Source organism: Paenibacillus paeoniae (assembly GCF_003388735.1).
Classification (GTDB): domain Bacteria; phylum Bacillota; class Bacilli; order Paenibacillales; family Paenibacillaceae; genus Pristimantibacillus; species Pristimantibacillus paeoniae.
The window spans coordinates 2323017-2348603 of record NZ_QUBQ01000001.1 but is presented as its reverse complement, the minus strand read 5'-3'; the positions used below and the strand labels follow the sequence as shown (position 1 = coordinate 2348603).

Sequence of the window (25587 nt, the reverse complement as noted above, 5' to 3'; positions counted from 1 at the left end):
CTATTCGCTTCCTTACGGGTAAAAGGTATAATGAGGAAATCTACTATCCAGCAAATAGATCTATCGAATAAGGAGCATTTTATGACATTATCCAGATCGGAATCGCGCCAAAGAGAGAAAGCGCAGCGCGAAAAAAAACGGCGGAGAACGCTCCGTATATCTGTTGTTTTAATAGGAACTTTGTTAGTTGTAGCTGCCCTCGGCTTGACTTTGGGCACGAAGGCTGGCTTGCCGGATTGGTTGTCCTGGCCTGGCGGCGGCAATGAGAAAGTGATTGTTCAAGATCCTGGCAAGGATGAGGACGGTGCTGCCAGCCCGGAACCTTCTGTTCAGCCTGATAGTGAATTAACCCCGGATGAGAATGGACATGAAGAGCCTGATGCCAGCCCGCCAGCGGAGGAAGGAATTGCAGGGACTAGCGAGCATATTAGCCTATCGTTTGTTGGAGATTTGATGCCGGGCGAATATATTAACCGTATTTTGCTGGACAAAGGCTATGATTTTCCATATCAGAAAGTACTGCTTTATCTGACCGAGCCTGACATTATGGCGGGCAATCTGGAGCTTCCGATTACAACAAGAGGGACGCCGATTGAAGGCACGCCATACGTGCATAAGGGCTCGCCCGAGGCGCTGCCGCCTCTTCGTGACGCGGGATTCGACGTGCTGAGCCTGGCGAACAATCATGCGCTGGATCAGGGGCTTGAGGGCATGCATGATACGATGAAGCACCTGCAAGAAGCTGGCATAGGGTATATGGGTGTCGGCAATAACGATGTGGAGGCGTTCGCCCCCTATATCGTGGAACGAAAAGGTTTTAAGGTTGCGTATATTGGCGTTAGCGGTGTGATCCCGTTTACGCATCTGAAGGCAGACCGCAACACTCCCGGAATTGCAGAGACCTATGATACTACAAGAGCGGTGGCGGCGATTGCAAGTGCAAAGGAAGAGGCTGATCTTGTTATCGTTATGGTGCATTGGGGCGAGGATGCGGCCGATAAGCCGAAAAATCTTCATCGGAATAATGCCAAAGAGTATATAGATGCAGGGGCTGACATCGTTGTTGGCAGCCATCCGCATGTACTTCAAGGCTTTGAGAAGTATAAAGGGAAATGGATTGCGTACAGTCTGGGCAATTTCGTTTATGCTACCAATCCAAAAAGTCCGCAAGGGGATACTGGCGTCTTGGATGCCGTGTGCAACAAAGCAGGCGAATGCTCGCTTAAATTCAACCCGATGAACGTCATCCAGTCGCAACCGACGCCGCTTGAAGGCGAGGAAAAGCAGCAACTGCTCCAGCGATTGTCTTCAATTTCGTTCGGAGTCACATTGGATTCTGAAGGCTCCGTCATCCAACGAGAGACTGCGGTGAAGGCACCATAAGATGGATAACGGAGAAAGGAAGGGACTTGCATGAATAACCCGTGCGTTGCGCATCGGGGCTGGTCCGGCCGTGCGCCGGAAAATACGATGGCGGCGTTCCGCATGGCGTTTGAAGCGCCGGATGTGGATTGGATCGAGCTTGACGTTCAGTTAAGCAGGGACGCCGTGCCTGTCGTCATTCATGATTACAAGCTGAGACGAACGACGAATGGCCGAGGAGAGGTTCGCGACTGGACAGCGGCGGAGCTGGCTTCGCTGGATGCGGGGGGCTGGTTTTCTCCGGAGTTCAAGGGAGAATCGATACCTACGCTGGACGATGTGCTGCGTGAGTCGGCGGGCCGTGTCAAGCTGAATATTGAGCTGAAGACGGATGGCATACGTTATCCTCATATCGCGGAGAAGGTGCTGGAGAGCATTTACGAACATGGCAAGATGGATGATGTGGTTCTTACCTCCTTCCATCTCGGCACGCTTCAGCGGCTTCGCAAGCTGTCGGATGGGGTTCGGATCGGACTTATTTTGGATGGCTGGCGGAATACGCTTCTTCATGAGCTTCGTGAGCTTAAGTCTGATTTTTTGTCCATCGGGTATGCCAAGCTGAATCCCGCCAGAATGGCGCTGCTGAACGAAGCGGGCATTCAGACGATGGCATGGACGGTAAATGACAAACGCAATATGCGCAATGTGGCGGCGCTTGATCCCGATCTTCTCATCTGTACGAACTATCCTGACCGCTGGCGGGAGACGGTATCGGAATCCGGAATAAGACCATTGGGCAAACGAATGCTGGAAGGTCCGAAAAAGTGGTTCGGATTTAAGCCGAATAAGTAGAATGAAGGGATGCACATGGTCGGATTTATCGATGAATGGTGGCTGAGGCTGCTTATCGGTCTGCTGGGCAGCGGTCTCGCTGCCGCAGCAGCCTACCGCGCCCGCGCATTGTCGGGATCGGGAGCTTGGTCTGCGCTGGCGATGGGGACGGGATTTGTTGCCTTTGGCGAGCCGGTATGGTTCGGTGTGCTGATCGCTTTTTTTATTTCGTCTACGTTTTGGTCGAAGTGGAAGCGCCATGCAAGGTCCAAACGGGATGCCGAGGCGAAGTACGCCAAAGGCGGACGCCGCGATGCCGGACAAGTATGGGCCAACGGCGGCGCAGGCCTTGTGCTGTGCGTTCTTCATGCCTTGTTTCCCCATGACGGCTGGCTGCTCGCCTACATAGGCGTCATGGCTTCGGTCAACGCCGATACATGGGCGACCGAGATCGGCGCGCTCAGCCGCTCGGTGCCGCGATCGATCGTGAGCGGCAAGCGGGTAGTGACCGGCACGAGCGGCGGAGTTACGCCGCTCGGCAGCGCAGCAGCGCTTGGCGGCGCCGCATTCATCGGCGCCGTGGCAGCGCTGCTGCTGATTGTCCCGCAGCCTGGCGAAGCGGCTGCGGGGGGAGGCGGCTATGCTGCGGCGGGACTGATCGCCGTAGCAGCCGCGGCTGGCCTGGCCGGCGCCTTCGCCGATTCGCTGCTCGGCGCGACGGGCCAGGCCATGTATCGCTGCCAGGTATGCGGCAGCGAGACGGAGAGGGCCGGGCATTGCGGCAGCCCGACCCGGCACATACGCGGCTTCGCCGCGCTGGACAACGACAGGGTGAACCTCCTGTCGTCGCTCATCGCTGGCCTGCTGGCCTTCGCCATTGGCCAGCTTCTCTAAACACAAGCGGCTTCTCCCGCTGGCACATGCTTCATGTGCCGGCGTGGAGAAGCCGTTTTTCTGCTTGGCGGGAGTGATTCGCCAGCGTGTAGAAGTTGCTTTTTTGCTTGGTGAGAGTGATGTGCAGAGGTCAGTGGTGTCCGTTTATGCTTGCTATCAGCCAAACTATTATTGTGTAACATACGCCCTCTATGGAAGCCGAAACGACCACAAGCTTATGAAAAGTTTGAGCAGAAACTAACTATAACAACAACAGTCCTTTCCCATGTACTTTTTCTCATTGAGCTACTACCAAACCAAAGATGGTCCGGCTCTACCTCTTGTACAAAACTCCATACAAAAAGACCCTCACTTCCACATATGCGGATAGTGAAGGCCTTCCTCAGCGAACCCATCGACGACCACCTAACTAGGCAAGCCGCTTCTAGGCGCGCAGAGTGTTACTTCGCTTTGTTGCTCGTAAGCTGCTCCATTTGCGCAATTAGCTCTTCGAACACGCTCATCGCCTGCTCGATTGGCTCAGGAGAGGACATGTCGACGCCGGCTTTTTTCAGGATGTTGATCGAGAAGTCGCTGCCGCCGCTCTTCAAGAAACCGAGGTAGCGTTCAACAGCTGGAGCGCCCTCGTCCAAAATCTGCTTTGAGAAGCTGGTAGCCGCAGAGAAGCCAGTCGCGTATTTGTACACATAGAAGCTGGTGTAGAAGTGAGGGATACGCGCCCATTCCATTTCGATATCCTGGTCCACAACCATGCCAGGGCCATAATATAGCTTGTTCAGGTCGTAATAGATTTTGCTCAATTCTTGAGGCGTCAGCGATTCGCCCGCTTCCGAACGCTCATGAACAATCTTTTCAAACTCTGCGAACATCGTCTGGCGGAACACTGTCGTACGGAATTGGTCTGCGTAATACGTGAGCAGATACATTTTTTCCTTCGCATCGGTTGACTTCCCGAGCAAATAATCCATCAGCAACGCTTCATTCAGCGTAGATGCCACCTCTGCCAAGAAAATCGTATATTGCGCGTCCCGATAGTTTTGAGTCGTATCGGAGTAGTACGAGTGTAGAGCATGGCCCATCTCATGCGTTAGCGTAAACATGCTGTTCAAGTTGTCTTTGTGGTTCAACAGCACGTAAGGATGTGTGCCGAATGCGCCCCAGCTGTATGCGCCGCTGCGTTTGCCTTCATTCTCATAAACATCAATCCAGCCTTGATCAAAGCCCTCTTGCAACACGTTCAGATAGTCTTGGCCCAGCGGCTTCAAACTTTCGCTGATCGTTTTCTTCGCTTCCTCGAAGCTGATTTCCATATCAAACTCGTCTACAAGCGGAGCGAACAAGTCGTACATATGCAGCTCATCTAGTCCAAGCAGACGTTTGCGAAGCTCCATATAACGGTGCATGAGTGGAAGATGCTTATGAATCGTATCGACTAGATTCGTATACACTTCCTTCGGAATGTTGTCACCGTAGAGGGACATGCCGAGCACAGAGTCGTATTTGCGCGCCTTGGCATAAAATACGTTTTTGTTCACGTTGGCGTTCAAAGTGGAGGCCATCGTGTTTTTCAGCCTGCCGTATGTATCGTACATCGCTTTGAACGCTTCGCGGCGCACATCGCGGTTTTTGCTTTCCAGAAACTGAATGTAGCGCCCATGTGACAGCTCGACTTCTTCACCAGCTTCGTTTTTCACTTTAGGGAATTTCAAATCCGCATTGTTCAGCATGCCGAAGATCGTGCCGGGAGCAGAGCTGATATTGCCGACCTGAGCCATAAGCGCTTCTTCGTTTTTGGACAAAATATGAGCTTTCTGCCGTCTCATCTCTTCGAGCGTATGGCGGTATTTTGCAAGCGATTCATTGTTGATCATCGCATCCAGCTCGCTGTCGGAGAGGCTTAGCACCTCAGGTGTTACGAACGACAACGCTTCGCCGGTCTCCACGCTGAGTTTTTTTGATTTGTCGGAAAGAGCCTGATTAACAGGTTCTGCAGTATCTTCGTGATGGCGCATATTAGCATATACATAAAGTCTCTCAACGTGGAGGGATAGCTCGTCTTCCAGCTCGAAACAAGCCTGAAGCTGGGCAGGATCGCTCAGCTTGCCTTGGAACTGGTCAGCTTTTTTGATCAATTCCTTAGCCTTGGCATATTCTTGGTCCCAAGATGATTGATTAGCGAACAAATCTTCCAGCTTCCAGCGGTTTTCGACCGCAGTTTCGGAACGTTTCGGTACGTGATTCATCGTATTCCTCCTCGATATAGATGGGATGGATTGCTTATGGCCGGTTTCCTGAGGAATTGCCGGCTGGGCTGCCGCGCCTTGAGTTAAGGATAGCGCAAGCACTAGGGGTATCCATTTCATGTAAAGATCACCTCGCAAGACACAGTTTGCCCATACTATGCCCTGTCGAGTTGAAAGTTATGCCATTTTTTCGAAAAACTAAGTTGCGTCCGAGCCCATCGTGAACAAGCTGTACACAATGAGGAAAAAAGCGAACGCAATCATAGCGATCGAGATGATCGCCATTCCGCGGCGCAACTTGGGCGGCAAGGTATCTCGTTTCATGACGATGACGGCTCCGAGGGAAAATGCCGCAATAATAAAGATAACGGAAGATGTCATTGGATCCATGTTGATCTGATTGCCTCCTAACGTTTCTATGCGTACAGGTGTATCGTTATGTTCGCTGCCGCAGCGGTCAATCCCTTTTATTTGCAGGGGGATACCAGAACGGAATGTCGTAAAAAGGCTCTATACCTCACGGAAAGCGTCCATGATGGCTTGCAGTTCTTCTTCTCTACCTTCGAATTTTTCCGCACGGAAGCGATTTTCAGCCCAATGCATCATTTCTGGACGGCTGATAAAAGTATGACATTCCTCGCCCCATTGATCGGATATTTCACGAATGATCAGCGTTTTGCCCTGAACCTCTACAGTCAACATATTGTAATTGTCTTGTTTGTAGATTTGATGTTTTTTAAACATAAAATTTTCCACCTTCACCTAAGTTAATTATGGTATAGTTACCATGATAGCCATTATGAAGACGCTAAGCAATAAGAAGCGGCTGAGATGGCAACATTCCAGCACAAGTTTGCGCTAGGATGAGACGAGTTGAGACGAGCAGAGATGAGGAGAGATGGACATGTCAAAAACGTTTTATGAGCAAGTAGGCGTCGCCATGACGTGCAGAGGATTCGCAGAGTATCAGGCCATGTTTCAATTGAAGAAAGAAGAGCTTGCGGCAGGACCTATCTTGGATGTTGCAGGCGGCGGTTCATCTTTTACGGCAGAGGCCAGAAAAAAAGGATATGAAGCGATGGCTGCCGATCCCCGTTATTCAGGAGATATAGGAGCATGGGTTGAAGAGGCACGCGAGGAGATCGCGGTGTCTACGGCCAAACTGGATGGACTCAAGGAACGGTTTGACTGGAGTTATTACGGTTCCATAGAGAACCATCGCAGCGGCAGAGAAAAGTCGCTAAAGTTATTTGAGGAACATGTGGCATCAACTGAAGGGGGACACCGCTATATCGGCGGATCGTTGCCGGAGTTGCCATTTGATGATAATCGTTTTTCGTTAGTGTTATGCAGTCATTTTCTTTTTTTGTACGTGGAGCAGTTCGGGTATGACTTCCATAAAGCGTCGATTCGCGAGCTGATGCGTGTATGCAGACCTGGTGGCATCATTCGTGTATATCCATTACTATCGCTAAAATGGGAGCCGTATGCGAAGCTGGAGGAATTAATGGAGGCTGTGCGGCAAGCCGGAGGAACGCCGGAAATCCTCGAATCGGGATTGCCGTTCATTCCAGGTTCCGATCGTATGATTACCATTACAAAGAAGGCATAAACGAACCATTTTTTACTGAAATTGCAATTTTATTTTCAACTCGGTATAATGATCTCACGCTGATGCAATCAGCGGAACATTTAGGAGGTCATGAACGTTGAAAGGTACAGTAAAATGGTTTAATGCAGAAAAAGGCTACGGTTTCATCCAAGTGGAGGACGGGGAAGATGTGTTTGTACATTTCTCCGCGATTCAAAGCGAAGGCTTTAAATCACTGGAGGAAGGCCAGGCGGTCGAATTCGATGTAACAGAAGGAAACCGCGGCGCTCAAGCGGCCAACGTCCATAAACTATAGGTTTATCGGTCGGATGCAAGCAACAAGTTAATCGTATGAAGAAGGCTCCCTGTGATCAGGGAGCCTTTGTTATGTTTATGGGGCAGGTCATATTGCGATTGAGGTGGCTGGAAGCAACAATAATTGTTCAATTTTGGAGCGAAGTTCCTCGGAATCAGTAAAGTAATGGTTGCCTATGGAGGCCGTATAGAAGGAAAGCGTTTCTTCCCCTTGCTCTAGAATATACACATGATATAAGTACCCGACGCTGTCTTCCCGGTCAGGTGCAGCGAAGAAGGGAATATCTCGGATGCTCTCCAGCCACAGTTGGACTTGGTTCTGATCCGTATATGTGTGCAGTTCTCCTGTCGAGCCGCTGCGAATCCGAATTTCGTCGGCCTTACTCAAGTCGCCGGGATAGAATGGATAGAGCTGTTTTTCTGACTGAATAGGAGTGTTGGGTTTAGAATGACTGCATGCGGAGAATAAGCTGAGTATGGTGAGTAGCAGAAACAGTTTTGACCAATGTCTAATCACAGTGAGCTGACCTCCAGTATAGGTAAGATGGTAGTTGGATGCTTGATATAAAATGATTCGTGCGATTTTGGAGAGTGGGCCTAGCGTTATACATTTTTGCACTCGTTCCAGTGTGTGATGCTATACTTGATCACTCCGATCGTTGTCCTATTTTCGTCGATTATTTTGCGATGACTTTATTGGCTGCTATTTTGAACATTTGAGTGGAGCAACTTAATAAGCTAGTGAAGCACTTTCTGGATTAATTCGTTTGGGAATGGGTAGAATCCTTTTTTTGAAGCACATAGAGATAAGCACCTACAGATTAGTGCGCGAGAAACTCGCGAGAAACTTAACATTGAATGCTTCCGGCAACTCATGTACAATCGAAGCAAATAAATACATCCGCGTAAAGAATGCGCTGTTCGTCTCATAAGAGGCTGACAGCGCATTTTTGCGTTGAGAGTATGTTAAGGAGGCAATGGTGGATGGATACATTGTTCGAAAAGCAGTTTGAAGCGTTCTTAGTAGAACAAAAAAGCAAGGCAAGCCCCAGAAGGCTAGAGATGTTGGAACGTGATTTGACAGGTACGGTCAAGTTGCTTCGGGAGGTAATCTGGCCGATTTTTCGAAGCTTCGATGGTTTCGAGCTTGAATATGAGATGAAGAGTTCGAACGGTGTGAGTATGTTTATTGATGCGTTTTACAAACCGTATCGTATCGCGTTTGAGTGTGATGGATATAGTGCTCATGTTGAGTTGATAACCAGGGATCGATTTAATTTTGAAAAGAGTCGGGTACGGACAATGTTGTTGAAGGGTTACGTTTATGCTCCGTTTAGCTGGGATGAACTCGATAAAAAGTCGGCAATTTGCAGAAGTTATGTTTATGAATTACTTGGGAGATACAGCAGCAGCGGCAATGCAATTACACTTTATGAGTGTGAGATTATTCGATACGTCGCACGTTTGAACAGACCCTTTCGACTGAAGGATATCTGCGATTGTTTGGGGAAGAAACGTGATTTTAGCAAGAGATCAATTACTGCTCTGATAGAAAAGCAACTTATACAACCTGTGCGCCCTTTAAAACAAAGAAATCATGAGTATGTCCTTTGTGAAGGGGCATTGCAGCAAATACGTTAGCGTAGAGTCAAGGTTATTTTTTGGTGCAATGGATAAGGTAATTATGGTGAGAGTGGGTCATTTATACAGAATTGTATTTTGAATTGGTGCCGGCAGGGGAAGAGCGTTCAAAATTGCTCAGTGCTTTGATCAGGTAAAGCGGGCTCCTTTGAGAGAGAGTTAACAGTGATCGAGGAACCTTAATGCGAACATACAATTTGAGACGTGAGATAAGACGGTGAGAGCGACTAAAATGAATGCAGCGGCTGAGAGGATAGGAATAAGACGTTCAAACCGACTTAAAAGCAGAGTGAAGCCGATTATTGGGGAATAAGACGTTCACATCGACTTAAGAGTAAGGCGGTGGCTGAGAGAGCAGGAATAAGACGCTCAAACCGACTTAAAAGCAGAGTGAAGCCGGTTTTTTTTGGGATTAAGTCGCTCACATCGACTTAAGAGTAAGGCGGTGGCTGAGAGAGCAGGAGTAAGACGTTCAAACCGACTTAAAAGCAGAGTAAAGCTGGTTTTTGGGGAATAAGACGTTCATATCGACTTAAGAGTATGGAAGCGGCTGAGAGAGCAGGAATAGGTCGTTCAAACCGACTTAAAAGCAGAGTGAAGCCGGTTATTGGGGAATAAGACGTTCACATCGACTTAAGAGTATGGAAGCAGCTGAGAGAGTAGGAGTAGGTCGTTCAAACCGACTTAAAAGCAGAGTAAAGCTGGTTTTTGGGGAATAAGACGTTCACATCGACTTAAGAGTATGGAAGCAGCTGAGAGAGCAGGAATAAGACGTTCAAACCGACTTAATTGATATGTAACCTGCGCCTCCACTACAGCTGCTCCACTCAGACGAGTTCATACAGGTGACTATAACTAACCTCTTGCATCATAACTACCTAAGTCTCCCCCGACCGCTCATCCCTTCCCATACTTGCTGAAGAAGTAGAGCAGGAAGCCAAGTGCGGCGGAGCAAGCGACGCCGGTGGCGATATGGTAGAACGCGACGCGGCCGAATTGCTCGTAGACGAGGCCGCCAAGTACGCCGCTGATGAGGCCGGCGACACCGGTCCAGATGACCGTGTAGACGGCTTGGCCGGAGGCGCGGAATTCGTCCGGGATTAGCTGCGAGATATAGCGCAGCGCCGTGGAGAAGTAGACGCCGAACGTTACGCTGTGCATCGCTTGCGTGGCGACAACCCAGCGCGGATCTTCGATCTCGCTGAGGAGCCACATGCGAACCCCGTACATGATCGAAGCGAAGATGAGCAGCGGCAGCTCCTTGAATTTATGTCCGTACTTGCCGAGCAGGAACAGGATCGGAATCTCGCTGCAGGCTGAGATAAGCAGCGCAAGCCCGATGAGCGAGTCGCTTGCGCCCAGCTGGCGCATCGTGACAGCCAGAAAGCTCTCGTACATGCGATGCGCGGTCGATATAAGCAAAATCAGCAAAAAGAACAGCATGACATTGCGCTGGCCTAGCAACTTAAAGAAACCGGCAAATTGAATCTTCCGCGAACTGCCCCGGTAGTCTTTAATAAACAGGCTCAACACGATCGAGATAGATACGGTACATAACGCCACCAAAATGGTCCATTCCGAGCCGATAGCTTTCAGCAGCAGGCCAAATCCATATGCGCTAAGCGCAAATCCGAGCGAGCCAAAAATCCGAATCAAAGCATAAGGCGTCCCCGTATACTGGCTGGAGAGCAGAATAAGGCTGTCACTCTGCGGGTTCATCGGCGTTTGAAAGAAATAAAAGGCGGCCATGACGATGCAGACCATTGCAAAGTTGTCGAGAGGGAACAACAGAGCGATCATCGCAAGCTGTCCGAAGAGCAGTACAATCAGTATTTTTCGAATCGTTTGGAACTTATCGCTGGCAAGTCCAGTGATGATATTAGCGAAGATCGATACGAACAGGCCGGAAGAATAGATAATGCCGATCTGGCTTTCTGAAAATCCCTTGGATAGAAAGTATAAGGGAATAAAGGACATAATGAGTGCTTGAGTGGAATAGGTAGAGAAGCTGAACGCACGCAACGCAAGCGTTTCCTTTTTGGCGGTTGCCGAAATTCCGCCAGCAGCGGTGTCAGATGAATTCATGGCAGCAGATTCACTCCGTCTCTGAATTGTAAAAAGATTATCATTCAGTATAGCATGGCTGCCCTTCCAATTGTGGCTGGATTATTACCCTGCAAAATGGTACATTTATGAGTGGAGGTTTACAATGGCGGGATACAATTTTGTGTGGAATGACCGGCTTCGCATACATCTGCCTTCACTAGAGAAGGAATGGAATCAGTACAGCGAAGAAGAGCAGTCCCATATGATTGAGAGATGGGAGTTGATCCGCGGCCGTATTCCTGATCTAATCATGGAACTGGAGCATACGATCAACGGCAAACAATCAGAGCTTTACGAAGAAGAGGATTTCAAGCGTTCATGCGTGCTCAATTATGAGATTGCAGAACAGGCAAGCCGTATCAACGATTTGCTGATATGGTATCGGATGAATCAGGAATTGGAATCGCGCCGGCATTCATGACTGGACTTTCTCGCAAGGGGGTGCGAAGTGAGACTTACGACTATATCGGGCGGAAGAGCGCCCAAAGGTCCCATTAAGCTAATGCATCGCGTATATAAATATGTATTGCCCGGCGTTGGTGCCGAACTCGACAAGTTGAAGGCGCTCGCCGAAGCTATTCCGAATGAAGAGCTGCGGACGCAAGCGCTGAGCAGCATGCACGACAAGAAGTTCCATTGCCAAGGAGGCGGCGTGTATGCGGCGGCGAATTTGGAGTATCGCGATGTCCTCATTCCGCTTATTGTGGCGTTGCAGACCATTAGCGATTATTTGGACAATCTGTGCGATCGCAGCACATCGCTGGATGCAGACGATTTTCGGCTGCTGCATCAATCGATGCTGGATGCCGTCAACCCGGACGCAGAGCTGAAGGACTATTATGCACTTCGCGACGAACGGGATGATGGAGGATATCTGCATCATTTGGTTCGTACATGTCAGCATAATGTAGCGTTGCTTCCTTCCTACGAGAATGTGCGCATTCATGTGTCCGAGTTGGTAGGGCTGTACGGCGATTTGCAGGTGTACAAGCATATCCGCAAGGATCTGCGCGAGCCTCAATTGCTGGCCTGGTGGGAGCTGCATCAGCACAAGTATCCTCATCTCAGATGGAACGAGTTCGCTGCGGCAACTGGTTCGACGCTGGGCATGTTCATGCTGTTTCTCGCCGCAAGCGAGGAGCGCTTGTCTGCCAAGGATGCCGAAACCATCCGGCATATTTATTTCCCGCATGTATGCGGTCTACATATCATGCTTGATTATTTGATCGATCAAGAAGAAGACCATATTGGCGGCGATCTAAACTTTTGCAACTATTACGAGGATAAAAGCCTCATGGTCGAGCGTATCGGCCTAATCGTAGGCAGGGCAAGGGAGGATGTCAAGTCACTTCCTGCGTCCCGCTTCCACCAGTTGATTATTGAAGGGCTGCTGGCGCTGTATCTGTCTGATCCGAAGGTTCGGGACCAGGCGGAAGTAAAGGATGTGTCAAAGCAGCTGATGAAGAACAGTCCGCTCACACGGCTGTTTTTCCTCATCAATAGCATTTGGATACGCAAGCAAGAAGCTTAATACTATGTAAATGTGGAGGAGTTAATCATGACTGCAGTTAAATCGATCGCAGTATTGACGAGCGGGGGAGACTCGCAAGGAATGAACGCAGCTGTACGGGCCGTCGTTCGCAGCGCATTGTTTCACGGGTTGGAGGTATACGGCGTACAACGCGGTTATCAGGGCCTGTTGAACGATGATTTGCGTCCCATGGACCTGCGCAGCGTAGGTGATATCATTCAGCGCGGAGGTACGATTTTGCAAACAGCGCGCTGCAAGGAATTTCTGACGCCGGAAGGCCAGCAGCATGGTGCGGATATTTTGCGTGCGCGCGGCATCGAAGGATTGGTCGTCATCGGTGGCGACGGTTCTTACCAAGGCGCGAACAAGCTAAGCAAGCTGGGTATCAAGACGATGGCTCTGCCGGGTACAATTGACAATGATATCCCGTTCACAGATGTAACGATCGGCTTCGATACCGCTGTTAGCATCGTCGTGGATGCGATCAACAAAATTCGCGATACGATGTCTTCCCATGAGCGCTCTTCGATCGTCGAAGTAATGGGGCGTCATTGCGGCGACATCGCTCTTTATGCTGGGCTTGCCAGCGGTGCGGAGACGATTCTTGTACCGGAAGTGCCATTCGATCTGAATGAAGTGGCAGAACGGATGAAAACCAACTTCGCGAACGGCAAACGTCACAGCATAATTGTTGTAGCTGAGGGCGCGGCAAAGGGCGAGGATGTATCGCAAAAAATTACTGAAATCAGCGGCATCGAAGCAAGAGTGACGGTGCTGGGCCACATTCAGCGCGGTGGCACACCGACAGCTGCTGACCGTATTCTGGCAAGCAGACTGGGCGATTTCGCTGTGAGACAGCTGATTGAAGGCAACTCCGGGAAATCTTGCGGCGTCGTGAAGGGCGAGCTTGTTACAACAGATATCGAAGAAGTTGTGAATTCGAAGAAACCTTTCGATATGAATATGTATGACCTGGCGCTTCGCCTTTCGCAATAATAGAGGCAGGCGGCTTATCTCAACGATAGACAATACAAAAGGCGCATCCGATTGATTAAGCAATCGGGTGCGCCTTTTTGCGTTATGATTCCATTTACTTATAATCGACGCCCGGCGAATATTTGTTGCCTGCATTCCAGAGCAGGTACTCGGTTACCCCGGAGTCATGAAGCGCCTTGATCTGGGCTTCAACTTCTGTCTTTCCGTACTTCATGTAATTCCCTTTGCCCAGCCAGCTTGCTGTGAAGTCCTGTATCCAGGGTCGGATAATCGGCTTCAGCTCGCCCGTATCCTTCAACTTGTCATGCGTATCGTTCATGGCGCCTGTGATCGTCTCGTAAGGACTAAGGTCAGGCGCTTTCTGCTTGAACCATCCGGTGCTGTAATGGCTCGGATAAATCATCGGCGAGATGACATGAACGTCGTTCGAGATTTTGACGAAGTCTTGGCCAATCCCTTCAGCTGACGGGACGGAAGCCGCATAACCGAATATATCGATGGAGATGCGCACGCCTAGAGGCTCCAATTGCTCCCGTGCATATTTCACGAAGCCTGCCACAGCATCGACCCGGGACAGCTCTGTTTTATTGAATGTGAGCGTATCCGCCCGATTCTCGAATCCTTCAGGAAATCTGACGTAATCGAATTGGATCTCCTTGAAGCCAAGCTTGGCGGCTTCCTTCGCGAGCGCAATGTTGTAATCCCACACTTCCTGGCGATAGGGATTGACAAAGCTCTCGCCTCGGCCGTTCTTCCAGATGGTTCCGTCTGGCTGGAGGAACGATAGGTCAGGACGTTTGATAGATAGAACCGTATCCTTGAAAACGACGATTCTGGCGATCGGATAGATATCATGCGTCTTCAGCGTGGTCATCAATTCCTCGATGTTGCCGATAAATTTTTTGGCTGTGCCGACTTCAAGCAGCTCGGGCGTCGTAGTCGGGTAAGTAATATAGCCGTTATCGTCTTTGATATCAATAACCATACTGTTGAGATCGGTTTCGTCGAGGAGTTTCAATAGGGACTCCATGCGCGAGCCGCCGGCGCTGTGAGCCGTGACGTAGATGCCTCTTATAGGAGGCGTGTCCGGCTGCGGATCCTTCTTGACTATCGCGCCATTCGGATCGCTTGGCTTGCCCCCAGGCAGGCCGGAGGAATCTGGCTGCACGATCGTTTCCCCAGCCGCGGCGTTCAGATAGGCTACGGCAAGCTTCTGAACATTTGCGCTGTCTTCACCTGATCCTGTAAGCAAACTATACAATAACATGAAGGCCGTAACGATTATGTCCATTAAGCTCTCTCCTTGCGGTCTGATCTGATGAAAAGCATCTTATCCAAAGTATAAGCCAGAGTTGTTGTCCGGGTCATCCCCCTTTTTTACCACTTGCGGATGAATCGTAAACTTTTCTGATTGAGAAGCGAACAAAAAAGCCAGCCGAGACATAAGTCGGCTGGCTTGCAGGTTCAAAACGTACTTCCCGAACTAAACTGTCATTGTATCAAAGTTTGTTTCTGCCCAGTGCATATGCTGTGCTGCACAATCTCCATAGCATCAGCGGGTTCCAGCACTTCCAGACCATCCCTAAGCACGATTGTGAGGTCCAGCTCGCGGGAAGTTAGAAAAGGACTGAGCTCCGGGGCGAGTCTTTCTACAATCTGTGACAATTTGACCGTTTCCATATCCATCTTAGCCTCACCCTTTCATCCTAATTGTGATGAACTAGAAAGCGACAGGGGAAAACTATGGCATGAAACTTTTGGGGTATTCGAGCAACATGGTCATTCCCGTTGTTAGTCGAATACCCGCATTAAGCTGCGGGATATTTCCATTATAACAGGAACATTTTCAAAAACATAGTTGCTGACAGGAAAATCCATACATGCGTAGATTAATTGGACTCGTGCCGTCTGAAGTCACCCACAACGCCGGCTGTTTCTACAATATTGATAAAAGCGTGTGGATCGATGGTCACAATGGTTTTACATAACTCGGCAAGCTCGAATTTGGTGCGTACGGTCATCAGCAAGTCTTTTTCATTTGAAGAATAGGCGCCCCTTGTCCGCAGGATGGTTATGCCGCGGGGATGGGGAAGCAATTGGGCTAATATTTCTTCTGTTTTGGTTGTGACAATAAAAGCGGTCACTTTCAGGTGCTTGACGTGAATCAGATCAATTATTTTGCCGGCTGTGAAGATAGCGAACAAGGAGTACAAAGCGAGGTCCCAATCCCCTAGAAACAAAATGAGAATGGCAATGACCAGGCCGTTAAGCAGAAAAATGATCATGCCAATGGGCAAGTCTCGCTTGCGGGTGACGATGGATGCGACAATGTCAAAACCGCCGGAGGAACCCCCGTAACGAAGCGCAAGCCCGCTTCCGAAGCCAACGATAATGCCCCCAAAGACGGCGCCAAGCAGAATATCATCCGCGACGAGTGTAAGGGGTACAAGCTGGAGAAACAAGGTGGCCATGATGACGGAGTAGATGCTCCATAATACGAACCGTCTGCCAAGTGCGAACCAGCCCCAGATTAAAACAGGCAAGTTCAGCAGCAGATACAGCCAGGCAATATTGCCGCCTGTAATATAACCGATCATCATGGATATGCCGGACAAGCCGCCGCTCAGCAATTGATGGGGGATCAGAAACAAATTGAAGCCTGTTGCTACGAGCAAAGAGCCGAGTGTCATCATGGGCAGGGTCAGCAAATAGCGCCGTTTGTAATGATTCAATGCCATCACTCCAAACCGTAATATTTGTCGGTTTAGTATGGCTTTCCAATGTTAACTGGTATTCATCTTCTAAGTTGTGCTATAATGATTTGGATATTCTCTAAGAAGGCTGTAGATAGAAGGAGTATGAGAAAAGTTTGAAAACATTTGCTGAATTTGGCTTGGAACCTAAAGTGTTGCAAGCAATTACGGAACTTGGATTCGAGGAATCGACCCCGATTCAGTCTAAATCCATCCCAGTGGCTATGACAGGCCGAGATTTGATTGGCCAAGCCCAGACCGGTACAGGAAAGACAGCGGCGTTCGGAATCCCGCTTATTAACAAAATTCCGACAAGTGAGGATCGCATTGTCGCATTGATTATGACGCCGACCCGTGAACTCGCTATTCAGGTGGCAGAAGAGATCGGGAAGCTTACTCGATACAAAGGCTTACGTTCGCTGCCAATCTATGGTGGTCAAGAGATTGGCCGTCAGATTCGCGCGCTGAAGAAACGGCCGCAAATTATTATCGGAACACCAGGTCGTTTGCTTGACCACATTAACCGCAAGACGATTCGTTTGGAAGACGTTCAGACTGTCGTATTGGACGAAGCGGACGAAATGCTGGACATGGGCTTCATGGAAGATATCCAATCCATCTTGAAGCTTGTCCCTGAAGAGCGCCAAACGATGTTGTTCTCCGCTACAATGCCGGTCAACATCCAGAAGCTTGCTCAGCAATTCCTGAAGGACCCTGAGCATGTATCAGTTATTCCGAAGCAGATTACTGCACCTTCCATTGAGCAATCGTACATTGAAGTGCATGAGCGCCAGAAGTTCGAAGCACTTAGCCGTTTGCTGGATATGGAATCCCCTGATCTTGCGATCATCTTCGGACGGACGAAGCGCCGCGTAGACGAGCTTAGCGAAGCGCTCCAGAAGCGCGGATACTCTGCTGACGGTCTGCATGGCGACTTGTCGCAGAATCAACGTGATAACGTTATGCGCAAATTCCGCGATGGCAGCATCGAAGTGCTTGTAGCGACTGACGTTGCGGCTCGCGGTCTCGACGTATCGGGCGTTACTCATGTTATCAACTTTGACTTGCCGCAAGATCCGGAGAGCTACGTTCACCGTATCGGCCGTACAGGACGCGCAGGCAAAGAAGGTACAGCGTGGTCGTTCGTTACGCCGCGTGAAATCGATCATCTGCATTTCATCGAGCGCATTACGCGCCAACGTATGAGCCGCAAACCGCTTCCTAGCTTGGCGGAAGCAATTGAAGGCAAGCAGCGCGTAACGGCAGAGCGCGTGCTTGAATTGGTACAGAACGAAGAGTTCAACGAATACAAAGCGATTGCGATTCAATTGCTGGAGCAATATGATTCCGTTCATCTTCTTGCAGCGGCTGTAAAGCTGCTCACAGGCGAGAAGAAAAATGTTGAAATCGAGCTTACTCCAGAAGAGCCGCTTCGCGCTAAGAAACGCAGACCGGATATCCGTTCCAACGGTCGTCCATTCAACCGCAGCAGCGGCGGCGGCTCCTCTTATGGCGGCAACCGCAGCAGTGGCAGCAACGGCGGCGGTGGATACCGCGGGCGCGATGACAGACGCAGCGGCAGCGGCAGTGGATCCAGCTATCGCGGTGGCAGCAGCAGCGAAAACCGCAGCGGTGGCGGAAGCTACAGCAAGCGCAGCAGCGAAGGCCGTAGTGATTACCGTCGTCCGAAGAGCTCGTCCGAGGACAACTAATACGCGACAAAAAGCGGGGGAAGTCCGTGATGCCTTACGGGCATCTCAGACTTCCCCGTTCTTTTTATCTGGGCTTAGTGCTTAGTAGCATAGGATTGTTTTGGTGATGATAACCAAAAGGATAAACAAGACGAGAATGGCACCTACGGAATTAAAACCGCCATAGCCACCTGCATAACCAGGACCAACGTTGCCCATTGTAGCAACCTCCTTTTAATCATCTGAATGGGTTAACACTAATATCCTATGCTAATACGTCCAAGTGGATTAGACGGGGGCCTAGCGCCTCCAAAAATGGGCGGTCCAATGACCCCTGTCAGCAACGGCAAGACATTCACTTACTGTGGAGGCAGATCTGATGGAACCAAGAGGACTTATGGGGGGATTCTACCGAATCTCCGAATGGATCATGAGGTTGGCGGTCATTAATCTTTTGTGGATTATTTGCTCGCTGCCGTTTGTATTTTTAGTCTTTTCGTTAGTTTTTGTTTATCCGCAAGGGATAACGGAAGAGATGCTTAATGAAAGTGGCGTCCTGCCTTATCTGATGTGGCCAATTATTGTGACTTCTGTAGTTGCTCCGCTCACTTTATTCCCTGCAACGGCAGCAATGTTTACTGTCGCCCGAAAATGGGTGACGGGGGAGTCTGATGTGGCCTTGTTTAAGACGTACTTCCGGGGTTATAAGGAGAACTACAAGCAAAGCATGATTGGTGGGTTCATCTATACCATCCTGATTGTATTGATGGTCGTGAATTATTTCTTCTATAGAGATCAAATGGCAATCGCATCGTATATTTTCCTGGCGTTCCTGGCACTGCTGTTTGCTTCCTTGTTTAATTATTTCTCCATGCTTGTGCATTACCATATGAAAACGTTTCAAGTGATTAAAAATGCGATATTGATTACGATTGGCAAGCCGATTCGTTCTCTGTCGACGGTTATGATGTGCGGTATCATCATTTATATCAGTTTGTTCCAACTGACGTTCCTCATTCCGTTCTTTATGGGCAGCCTTGTGGCGTTTGTGGCGTTCTGGAACTTCAATCTGATCTACATCAAGCTGCAGGAACAGGCTGACAAATTGAAGCAGTCTGAAGAAGAAGCGGCGGAAGAGGCGGCTGAGCTTAATCGCGAGGAGCTGCTCAAGGACAACCCGAATGATTCCAATAAATAATTGGGGCGTCTGCGTTTACTTTTTGTGAAGTTCGGTCTATAATAGCTATACATCCTGCGATGTTCGTAACGGCTCTTCGTTGTTTTGAACCAATGGCTGTTTCACGGGAGACCTATATTGCTTTGTAGCTGACATGCCCTCGAAAGGGGATCTCAAAAGCGAAGCTGCGGACACCCACCTGCGAGAGCGGGTTCAGAAACATGTGGGTCGGACGGCATAGGCGGGTTTTCTAAGACAATGAGAGCGATTAGTTGGTTAAATCCGACGAAAGCTCTTTTTTCATATCCCAAAACATGTTATGATTAGAAGTAATGTATATAGACGCTAGAGGGGGAGATTCTTGTTGTTGAAGCGGACCTTAATCGGGCTGCTGCGCAGTCATGAACAGACAGGCGACAAAGCGAAGGATCCATTGCTGAAATCGCACTTCTACAAGCTTTCGAAGGACAAGGCGTGGGAAGAAGTGATATCTACTCTGAAGAAGATGCAAGGCTACAAGGTATTACATGAAGTGCAATCCGTCGGAGAGATTGTGATGGAGAAACGTACGATGTCGGGTCGAACGATGGACATTACCGTTTCAGTCATAAGTGTGAATCCGCTAACATCTGCGGTTGATGTCTATTCCGCTTCCCGGGGCTCCTTAGGGGATCTCGGCTCCAACTATCGCGTCATATTGGAAATTTATCGTGTCTTGGACAAGAAACTTGGAGCTTTCAAGGTAAATAGCTAATACATAAACAAAGCGAGGAAGGGGTGTCCTTCACTCGCTTTGTTTGCAGTCAGCCGTTTGAATGGATTAGATCAACGCTTTGGCAGCTTCAATCGCTTGCTCGTAGTTTGGATGCTCTGTCATCTCTGGGAGATATTCAACATAACGAATGATGTTGTCGCCATCGATGATGAAGATGGAGCGCATATCCAGAGCAAATTCTTTAATAAATACGCCATAAGCTTCACCAAAGCTATTGTTCTTATAGTCGGAGAGCAAGACGACCTTGTCTACGCCTGCTGCGCCGCACCAGCGAGCTTGTGCGAAAGGCAGATCCACGCTTACAGTCAGAACAGCGACATTGTCGCCAAGAGCGGCTGCAGCTTCGTTGAAACGGCGTGTTTGCGCGTCACATACACCTGTATCGATGGATGGAACGACGGAAATGAGTTTGACTTTGCCTGCATAGTCGCTCAGGCTAACGGATTCTACCAGGGATTTGTTAAGGGAGAAGTCCGGAGCCTTGTCGCCTGCTTTCAATTCTGGGCCAATCAATGTAAGTGGGTTGCCCTTGAAAGTGGCAACGCCTGCGCGTTCTTGTGGTTGTGTCATTACATGTTTCCTCCTCGGAATGGGTTTGTGCGATACGTGATCATTATAATCGTAATGAATTATGCTTGTCCAATATATGGCGTGAATAAACTTAAGGTCAACATACAGGTTGATTACGGGAGAGAGATAGAGGGCATATGGAACTTCGACAGCTTTATTATTTCGTAAAAGTCGCACGGAAGGAACATGTCACGCAAGCAGCGGAAGAGCTTCATGTGGCGCAATCGGCAGTTAGTCGTCAGATCCACCAACTGGAGGAGGAGCTTGGCGTCAAGCTGTTCGTTCAGAAAGGGAGAAATCTGCAATTGACGCCAGCGGGAGCGCTGTTTTTGAAGAGGGCCGAAGTGATATTGTCCGATCTGGAGCGGGCCGTTATCGAGGTTCATGAATTTCTGGATCCGGAGAAAGGCGAGATCAGGCTTGGCTTTCCGCATAGTCTGGGCAACAGGCTTATTCCGCAAGTTGTTGCGGCGTTCCGGAAGCTTCATCCGAACGTGAAATTTCGCTTCAAGCAAGGGATGTATCCTTCGCTAATTCGGGATCTTGTTAAGGGAGAAATCGATCTTGCCTTTATATCGCCGTTCCCCAAGGAGCATGAGCAGGTATGCGGTGAAGTGATGCTGACAGAGGAGTTGTATGCGATTCTACCGCCCGGGCATCCGTTATCAGACGAGGAGGAGATCGAGCTGGTTCAGTTGAAAGACGAGACGTTCGTCATATTCAGCGAGGGCTATTCGCTTAGACCTATCGTATGGGAGGCATGCCTGGAGGCTGGATTCGAACCGAAGATCGGCTTCGAGGGCGAGGAGACGGATACGATTAGAGGACTTGTCGCAGCTGGTATGGGAGTGAGTCTGCTGCCGGAGCTGGCGCTTTATCAATCCGGACAATTGCAGCCTACCAAGGTTCGCATCTCGAAGCCTGCTGTTACGAGGACGATCGGATTGGTTCATCGGAGCAACGAGAAGCTGCCACTTGTGGCGAAGTTGTTTCACGGGTTTCTGCTGCGGTATTTCAAGCGCGATTAGCATGAGACAGGGGGAAGTTAAGGGGTGCAAAGAGAAGAGCCCTCTGACGGCATGACGGCCGTCAGAGGGCTCTTCTCTATTTGTGATGTTAGTTGCGGTTCTGTGTGAAAATCAAGATGTAGCGAATGAGCTCCAGCAAGGATAGCAGGGCTGCTGCTACATAAGTTAGGGCGGCTGAATTCAATACTTTGGCTACGCCGCTTTCTTCGTCGTTCGTAATAAATCCTTCGGAAATCATCAGGTCACGGGCTCTGCTGCTGGCATTGAATTCAACAGGCAGCGTAATGAGCTGGAAGACGACGGCAACGGAGAAGAAGATAATTCCGATGCCGATCAGACTGAATTGACTGAATAGGAACCCGGCAAGCAATAAGAAAGGCGCAATGCCGGAAGCGAAGTTTACGACTGGGAAAATTTTGTGTCGGGCAACCAAGAATGGATAAGACACGGAATGCTGGATTGCGTGTCCAACCTCGTGGCATGCGACCGATATAGCCGAGATGGAATTCTCGTAATATACGGGTTCCGATAACCGTACAACACGGTGGATCGGATCGTAATGGTCGGTCAGTGCGCCTTGAACTGGTTCAATAGGTACATCGTGCAGGCCGTTGTTGTCCAGCATTCTTCTGGCGGCTTGATAACCTGTGAGGCCGCTGTTTGCCGGTACTTGTGCCCATTTTTTGAAGGTTCCCTTGACTCGGAACTGTGCCCAGACCGTCAAAGCGAAGGCTGCAATTATCAGGATGATCATGATTCATTCCTCCAAACTATGGTGTAGGACACCGTTACATGAGCGAGCTCTTGTTCATTAATAGCATCAGAGCCTCGATACACGCGGCTGTCTGAGGCGTAAGCGTCGTGTAGAAGCGATGCGCTTGACGCGGCTTAAGCTGTTTGATGACGGGCTCAAGTTCCTTAACCTCGCGCTCCAGCTTCGTCAGATGCTGTTGGATCTCCGTCAGCTTAAGGGAGATTTGCTCCTCCGGCGTAACTTTGCTCCAGCTATCCAGACTGGCTTTAATCTCATCTAACGTATATTTGTCCTTTTTCATATCCTCAATACGTTCCAGCCGCTGCAAAGTTTCGTGAGAATATAATCTGTAGTTTTTGTCGGATCGCTTTGCAGGCTCAATAAGCCCCATTGAGGTATAATAATCGATTGTTCTTGCGCTGACTCTGGACAGCCTGGACAATTCCCCGATCCGATATAATTGGATAGCATCCATCCTATCACCGCCTTTGATCGTTCTTCATTATAGTTAATGATAATAGTAAGCAACCATACAGTCAAACGTCTGACATGTGAACGACTCGACAACTTGCAGTTTTCGTGCAATTCCGTTCATTCATGTCCCATTAGCCCCAAAAGAGGCCTAAACGCGAAAGATGGCCTGGCGTTTCCTCTATTATATGGAGGTTTATCGAGAAAAGACTAACGTTCGTGTTAGGTTTATTGCCGAACGTTAGATTTTTTTTGTAAAAATAGAAAATGCATATTGTCAAAGTAAGCTATTCTGACTATAATGACATTAAGTCTTTCGTCATGTGTAAGGAAACATAACATTAAAGGAGTGGTCGTATTGGTTAAGAAGACTTTTCTCGCGTTAGGATTAATGACAATCGTATTCCCGATTGTCGCATTCGCAGCGGATCCGTCCGGCGCAATGCTTGATATGGGATTGAACTCCCTGTGGGTCATGCTTGCATTTATTCTCGTATTATTGATGCAAGGCGGATTCATTCTTCTGGAAGCCGGCTCCACTCGTATGAAAAATGCAGGCCACGTAGCCGGCAAAACGATTTTCACAGTAGGTCTTGCGGCACTCATCTATTGGGCAGTTGGTTATGGCATAGCCTTCGGCGGAGCCAATGCCGAGAGCGCCATTAGCAAATTTATCGGTTGGGGCGATTTCTTCGTCAATCCGGGTACTTCCGGCGATCCTGCCTCGGAAAGTTATCCAAGCGCCGTATTCTTCCTGTTCCAACTAGCCTTTGCAGCGATTTCCTTATCTATCGCATGGGGTGGCTTCGCAGAACGCGCCAAACTCTCCTCTTATGTCGTATTTACACTCTTCTACATCGCCATTATCTATCCAGTAGTTGCACACTGGATCTGGGGCGGCGGCTGGCTGGCTGATCACGGGGCACAAGACTTCGCAGGCTCCACTGTCGTTCACTTGTCCGGTGCGGTTGCGGCGTTTGTTGCTACCATACTGCTGAAGCCGCGTATCGGCAAATTCAACAAAGATGGCTCTGCGAACGAAATATTGGGCCATAACCAAGTATTTACGGCATTGTCCGTACTCCTGCTGTGGGTTGGCTGGTTCGGCTTCAATGCCGGCTCAACAGTTGCTATCGGCGACGGATTCTTTACTTATGTAGCATTCACGACAATGCTTGGCGCAGGTGCAGGCGGTGTCGCTGCGCTGCTAATTTCTTGGGCGGTAACAGGCAAAGCGGACATTACGGCGATGCTGAACGGCACGCTTGGCGGACTTGTTGCTATCACGGCATCCTGTGCGTTTGTTGACCCTTGGGCGGCAGTTGTGATCGGTCTTGTGTCCGGCGTACTTGTATTCTATAGCGTGAAGATGTTCGAAAAACTGAAAGTTGACGATCCGATCTATGCCCTGTCGGTTCACGGCATGGCCGGCATCTGGGGTACGCTTGCGAACGGTATCTTCGCAACGCAAGAGCTGGCGGATAAAGTTGGCGTAGGCACAGGCGGCTTGATCGACACTGGCAGTTGGAAGCAGATGTGGGTACAACTGCAGTCCGTTGTATTCGCAGGGGTATTCGTATTCGTTGCATCCTTCATCGTACTCGGCATTATGAAAAAGATCATTGGCTTCCGCGTTACGGAAGAGCAAGAAATTATCGGTCTTGACCTGAGCGAGCATGGCGCTTATGGTTATCCTGAGCAATTGAAAAAACCGGGTCAAGGCATTCAAGGCTAAATAAAATGACTTGCGGACTGACCGAAAGGGAGGGCGGCGCATGAGTGATCCGACGCGATCGCAGTACGCCAAGAAGATAGCTTCCGCTGATCAAATTGACGGTCTTCGCTGCTTGCGCGACCAATTGCATGAAGGGATGGAAGCTCTTCTCCCATCGCGGCCGGTAGAACAATTGAATGAAGGGTTGAACGAGTCGCATGATGCCCTTATAAGCAGGGCGATTGCGATCTCGGAAGCAGAAATGGCACGGAAGGGGAAAGGGTCTCCCCCCGTGCCTTATGCATATCTATTGTTCGGCAGCGGTGGACGGAAGGAACAGACGTTGTCCAGCGATCAGGACAGCGGGGTTGTGTATCAGGATTCCGATACGAATAGAGAAGGAATCAAGGTTTATTTTACAGAGTTATGTACGCTTATCGTCAAAAATTTAATAACTATCGGATATCCTCCATGCGAAGGGAACGTATTGAGCGACAATCCGGAATGGTGCCACTCGCTTAGTGAATGGGAAGAGAAGTTAAGCGGCTGGTTCATGGAGCCGGAGTGGGAGGTGGTGCGATATTTGCTTATTATTGCAGATGGGCGCTGCGTGTACGGAGATCCTGCGTTGGTAGATTCGCTGAAAGACATGTTTTTTACCGATACGCTCAATCATCCCGTTATTATCAAGAGAATGACCGAAAATACGATGCGGCACAAAGTGCTTGTCGGTATCTTCGGCCAATTGCTGAAGGAGCGCTATGGCGAAGATGCGGGAAGCCTGGATATTAAGTATGGCGCTTATATTCCTATGGTGAATTCCATTCGCCTGCTTGCAATTGGAGCGAATCTTCGGGAGACTTCGACACTTGAACGCATTCGGAGGTTGGTGGAGAAGGGGACTTTGTCCAGTGAAGACGGTGAGAGCTATGAACAAGCCTTCCGCTTCATTCTTAGACTTCGTCTTATGACGACAGAACAGATGGAGAATGGGCTATACGTCAATAACGGCAAGCTGCCAAGGGGTAAATTGTCCAGAGAGATGGCCGATGAGCTTAAGAGCAGTCTTAGACAAGGCAAAAGATTGCAAAAAGCGGTGTATAAAGGGACAATGGGCAGGCTTATGTAAGAGTAAGGCGGTGCA

The 25587-nt window shown here is 49.4% G+C and carries 27 protein-coding genes and 1 other RNA gene; 16 read left to right on the top strand and 12 right to left on the bottom strand.

The genetic code is table 11. From position 1 onward, the window contains the following. Positions 1-81 precede the first annotated feature (81 nt). From DX130_RS10990 to DX130_RS10980, 3 genes are read left to right on the top strand one after another with little or no spacing between them, the layout of a single operon-like run. Positions 82-1383, top strand: coding sequence for a CapA family protein (locus DX130_RS10990; protein WP_116045126.1), 1302 nt, complete (start codon positions 82-84; stop codon positions 1381-1383). A 30-nt stretch (positions 1384-1413) separates the two neighbouring features. After that, positions 1414-2214 (top strand): glycerophosphodiester phosphodiesterase, encoded by an 801-nt coding sequence (locus DX130_RS10985; RefSeq protein ID WP_116045124.1) that lies wholly within the window; start codon positions 1414-1416, stop codon positions 2212-2214. A gap of 15 nt (positions 2215-2229) precedes the next feature. Continuing rightward, positions 2230-3087, top strand: coding sequence for a DUF92 domain-containing protein (locus DX130_RS10980; protein WP_116045122.1), 858 nt, complete (start codon positions 2230-2232; stop codon positions 3085-3087). Between the two features lie 440 nt (positions 3088-3527). Here DX130_RS10980 and pepF read toward each other — a convergent pair whose 3' ends face one another. The 3 genes from pepF to DX130_RS10965 all read right to left on the bottom strand — a co-directional run bounded on the left by pepF (position 3528) and on the right by DX130_RS10965 (position 6074). Next, positions 3528-5330 carry an oligoendopeptidase F gene (gene pepF, locus DX130_RS10975; protein WP_240644480.1) on the bottom strand — a complete coding sequence of 601 codons (1803 nt, stop codon included), beginning with the start codon at positions 5328-5330 and terminating at the stop codon, positions 3528-3530. Positions 5331-5528: 198 nt separating this feature from the next. Continuing rightward, positions 5529-5720 carry a hypothetical protein gene (locus DX130_RS10970; RefSeq protein ID WP_116045118.1) on the bottom strand — a complete coding sequence of 64 codons (192 nt, stop codon included), beginning with the start codon at positions 5718-5720 and terminating at the stop codon, positions 5529-5531. Positions 5721-5840: 120 nt separating this feature from the next. Beyond that, positions 5841-6074, bottom strand: coding sequence for a hypothetical protein (locus tag DX130_RS10965; protein ID WP_116045116.1), 234 nt, complete (start codon positions 6072-6074; stop codon positions 5841-5843). Between the two features lie 160 nt (positions 6075-6234). On the opposite strand from DX130_RS10965, the gene DX130_RS10960 reads away from it, so the two are divergent. Continuing rightward, entirely contained in the window at positions 6235-6942 is a 708-nt protein-coding gene (locus DX130_RS10960; protein ID WP_116045114.1) for a methyltransferase domain-containing protein, read from the top strand. Positions 6943-7039: 97 nt separating this feature from the next. Continuing rightward, positions 7040-7237, top strand: a complete 198-nt coding sequence (locus DX130_RS10955; protein WP_116045113.1) for a cold-shock protein — start codon at positions 7040-7042, stop codon at positions 7235-7237. Between the two features lie 87 nt (positions 7238-7324). On the opposite strand, the gene DX130_RS10950 is transcribed toward DX130_RS10955, so the two are convergent. Continuing rightward, positions 7325-7753, bottom strand: coding sequence for a hypothetical protein (locus tag DX130_RS10950; RefSeq protein WP_116045111.1), 429 nt, complete (start codon positions 7751-7753; stop codon positions 7325-7327). A 467-nt stretch (positions 7754-8220) separates the two neighbouring features. Here DX130_RS10950 and DX130_RS10945 point away from each other — a divergent pair, with 467 nt between their 5' ends. Further along, positions 8221-8877, top strand: a complete 657-nt coding sequence (locus DX130_RS10945) for a hypothetical protein (RefSeq protein WP_116045109.1) — start codon at positions 8221-8223, stop codon at positions 8875-8877. An 897-nt stretch (positions 8878-9774) separates the two neighbouring features. Here DX130_RS10945 and DX130_RS10940 read toward each other — a convergent pair. After that, entirely contained in the window at positions 9775-10962 is a 1188-nt protein-coding gene (locus DX130_RS10940) for an MFS transporter (protein ID WP_116045107.1), read from the bottom strand. Positions 10963-11086: 124 nt separating this feature from the next. On the opposite strand from DX130_RS10940, the gene DX130_RS10935 reads away from it, so the two are divergent. The 3 genes from DX130_RS10935 (at position 11087) to pfkA (ending at position 13510) form a co-directional block, all read left to right on the top strand. After that, positions 11087-11404: a hypothetical protein gene (locus tag DX130_RS10935; RefSeq protein WP_116045105.1), complete on the top strand. Its 318-nt coding sequence runs from the start codon at positions 11087-11089 to the stop codon at positions 11402-11404. Positions 11405-11485: 81 nt separating this feature from the next. Beyond that, the gene (locus tag DX130_RS10930) at positions 11486-12514 is read left to right on the top strand and encodes a tetraprenyl-beta-curcumene synthase family protein (protein WP_116045906.1); all 1029 of its coding nucleotides are present in this window, start codon (positions 11486-11488) and stop codon (positions 12512-12514) included. A gap of 27 nt (positions 12515-12541) precedes the next feature. Then, positions 12542-13510 carry a 6-phosphofructokinase gene (pfkA, locus tag DX130_RS10925; RefSeq protein ID WP_116045103.1) on the top strand — a complete coding sequence of 323 codons (969 nt, stop codon included), beginning with the start codon at positions 12542-12544 and terminating at the stop codon, positions 13508-13510. 94 nt (positions 13511-13604) lie between these two features. On the opposite strand, the gene DX130_RS10920 is transcribed toward pfkA, so the two are convergent. From DX130_RS10920 to DX130_RS10910, 3 genes are all read right to left on the bottom strand, one after another. Next, a complete protein-coding gene (locus DX130_RS10920) occupies positions 13605-14801 on the bottom strand; it encodes a putative glycoside hydrolase (RefSeq protein WP_116045101.1) in 1197 nt (398 codons plus the stop codon). Between the two features lie 200 nt (positions 14802-15001). After that, complete coding sequence (locus tag DX130_RS10915) at positions 15002-15196, bottom strand: hypothetical protein (protein ID WP_116045099.1); 195 nt, start codon at positions 15194-15196, stop codon at positions 15002-15004. A 203-nt stretch (positions 15197-15399) separates the two neighbouring features. Then, entirely contained in the window at positions 15400-16203 is an 804-nt protein-coding gene (locus DX130_RS10910) for a YitT family protein (RefSeq protein WP_240644479.1), read from the bottom strand. Positions 16204-16379: 176 nt separating this feature from the next. Between DX130_RS10910 and cshA the strand changes: the two genes are divergently transcribed. Beyond that, on the top strand, positions 16380-17975 hold the full coding sequence (gene cshA / locus DX130_RS10905) for a degradosome RNA helicase CshA (protein ID WP_116045096.1): 1596 nt from the start codon (positions 16380-16382) through the stop codon (positions 17973-17975). 81 nt (positions 17976-18056) lie between these two features. Here the strand turns inward: cshA and DX130_RS10900 are convergent, their stop codons facing one another. Then, positions 18057-18173, bottom strand: a complete 117-nt coding sequence (locus DX130_RS10900; protein ID WP_116045094.1) for a sporulation protein YjcZ — start codon at positions 18171-18173, stop codon at positions 18057-18059. Between the two features lie 160 nt (positions 18174-18333). Here DX130_RS10900 and DX130_RS10895 point away from each other — a divergent pair, with 160 nt between their 5' ends. The 3 genes from DX130_RS10895 to DX130_RS10885 all read left to right on the top strand — a co-directional run bounded on the left by DX130_RS10895 (position 18334) and on the right by DX130_RS10885 (position 19885). Further along, positions 18334-19152: a YesL family protein gene (locus DX130_RS10895; protein ID WP_116045092.1), complete on the top strand. Its 819-nt coding sequence runs from the start codon at positions 18334-18336 to the stop codon at positions 19150-19152. Positions 19153-19200: 48 nt separating this feature from the next. Then, positions 19201-19383: non-coding RNA, 6S RNA (gene ssrS, locus DX130_RS10890), on the top strand. A gap of 112 nt (positions 19384-19495) precedes the next feature. Next, entirely contained in the window at positions 19496-19885 is a 390-nt protein-coding gene (locus DX130_RS10885) for a DUF1499 domain-containing protein (protein ID WP_116045091.1), read from the top strand. 66 nt (positions 19886-19951) lie between these two features. Here DX130_RS10885 and tpx read toward each other — a convergent pair whose 3' ends face one another. Beyond that, a complete protein-coding gene (gene tpx, locus DX130_RS10880; RefSeq protein WP_116045089.1) occupies positions 19952-20476 on the bottom strand; it encodes a thiol peroxidase in 525 nt (174 codons plus the stop codon). Positions 20477-20613: 137 nt separating this feature from the next. Here tpx and gltC point away from each other — a divergent pair, with 137 nt between their 5' ends. Next, positions 20614-21504 (top strand): glutamate biosynthesis transcriptional regulator GltC, encoded by an 891-nt coding sequence (gltC, locus tag DX130_RS10875; RefSeq protein ID WP_116045088.1) that lies wholly within the window; start codon positions 20614-20616, stop codon positions 21502-21504. 88 nt (positions 21505-21592) lie between these two features. Here the strand turns inward: gltC and DX130_RS10870 are convergent, their stop codons facing one another. Next, positions 21593-22258, bottom strand: coding sequence for a zinc metallopeptidase (locus DX130_RS10870; RefSeq protein WP_116045086.1), 666 nt, complete (start codon positions 22256-22258; stop codon positions 21593-21595). Between the two features lie 34 nt (positions 22259-22292). After that, positions 22293-22733, bottom strand: coding sequence for a MerR family transcriptional regulator (locus tag DX130_RS10865; RefSeq protein ID WP_206098791.1), 441 nt, complete (start codon positions 22731-22733; stop codon positions 22293-22295). Positions 22734-23087: 354 nt separating this feature from the next. Between DX130_RS10865 and DX130_RS10860 the strand changes: the two genes are divergently transcribed. Beyond that, positions 23088-24464: an ammonium transporter gene (locus tag DX130_RS10860; protein WP_116045085.1), complete on the top strand. Its 1377-nt coding sequence runs from the start codon at positions 23088-23090 to the stop codon at positions 24462-24464. A 40-nt stretch (positions 24465-24504) separates the two neighbouring features. Continuing rightward, on the top strand, positions 24505-25572 hold the full coding sequence (locus tag DX130_RS10855; RefSeq protein WP_116045083.1) for a DUF294 nucleotidyltransferase-like domain-containing protein: 1068 nt from the start codon (positions 24505-24507) through the stop codon (positions 25570-25572). The last annotated feature ends 15 nt before the right edge of the window (positions 25573-25587 follow it).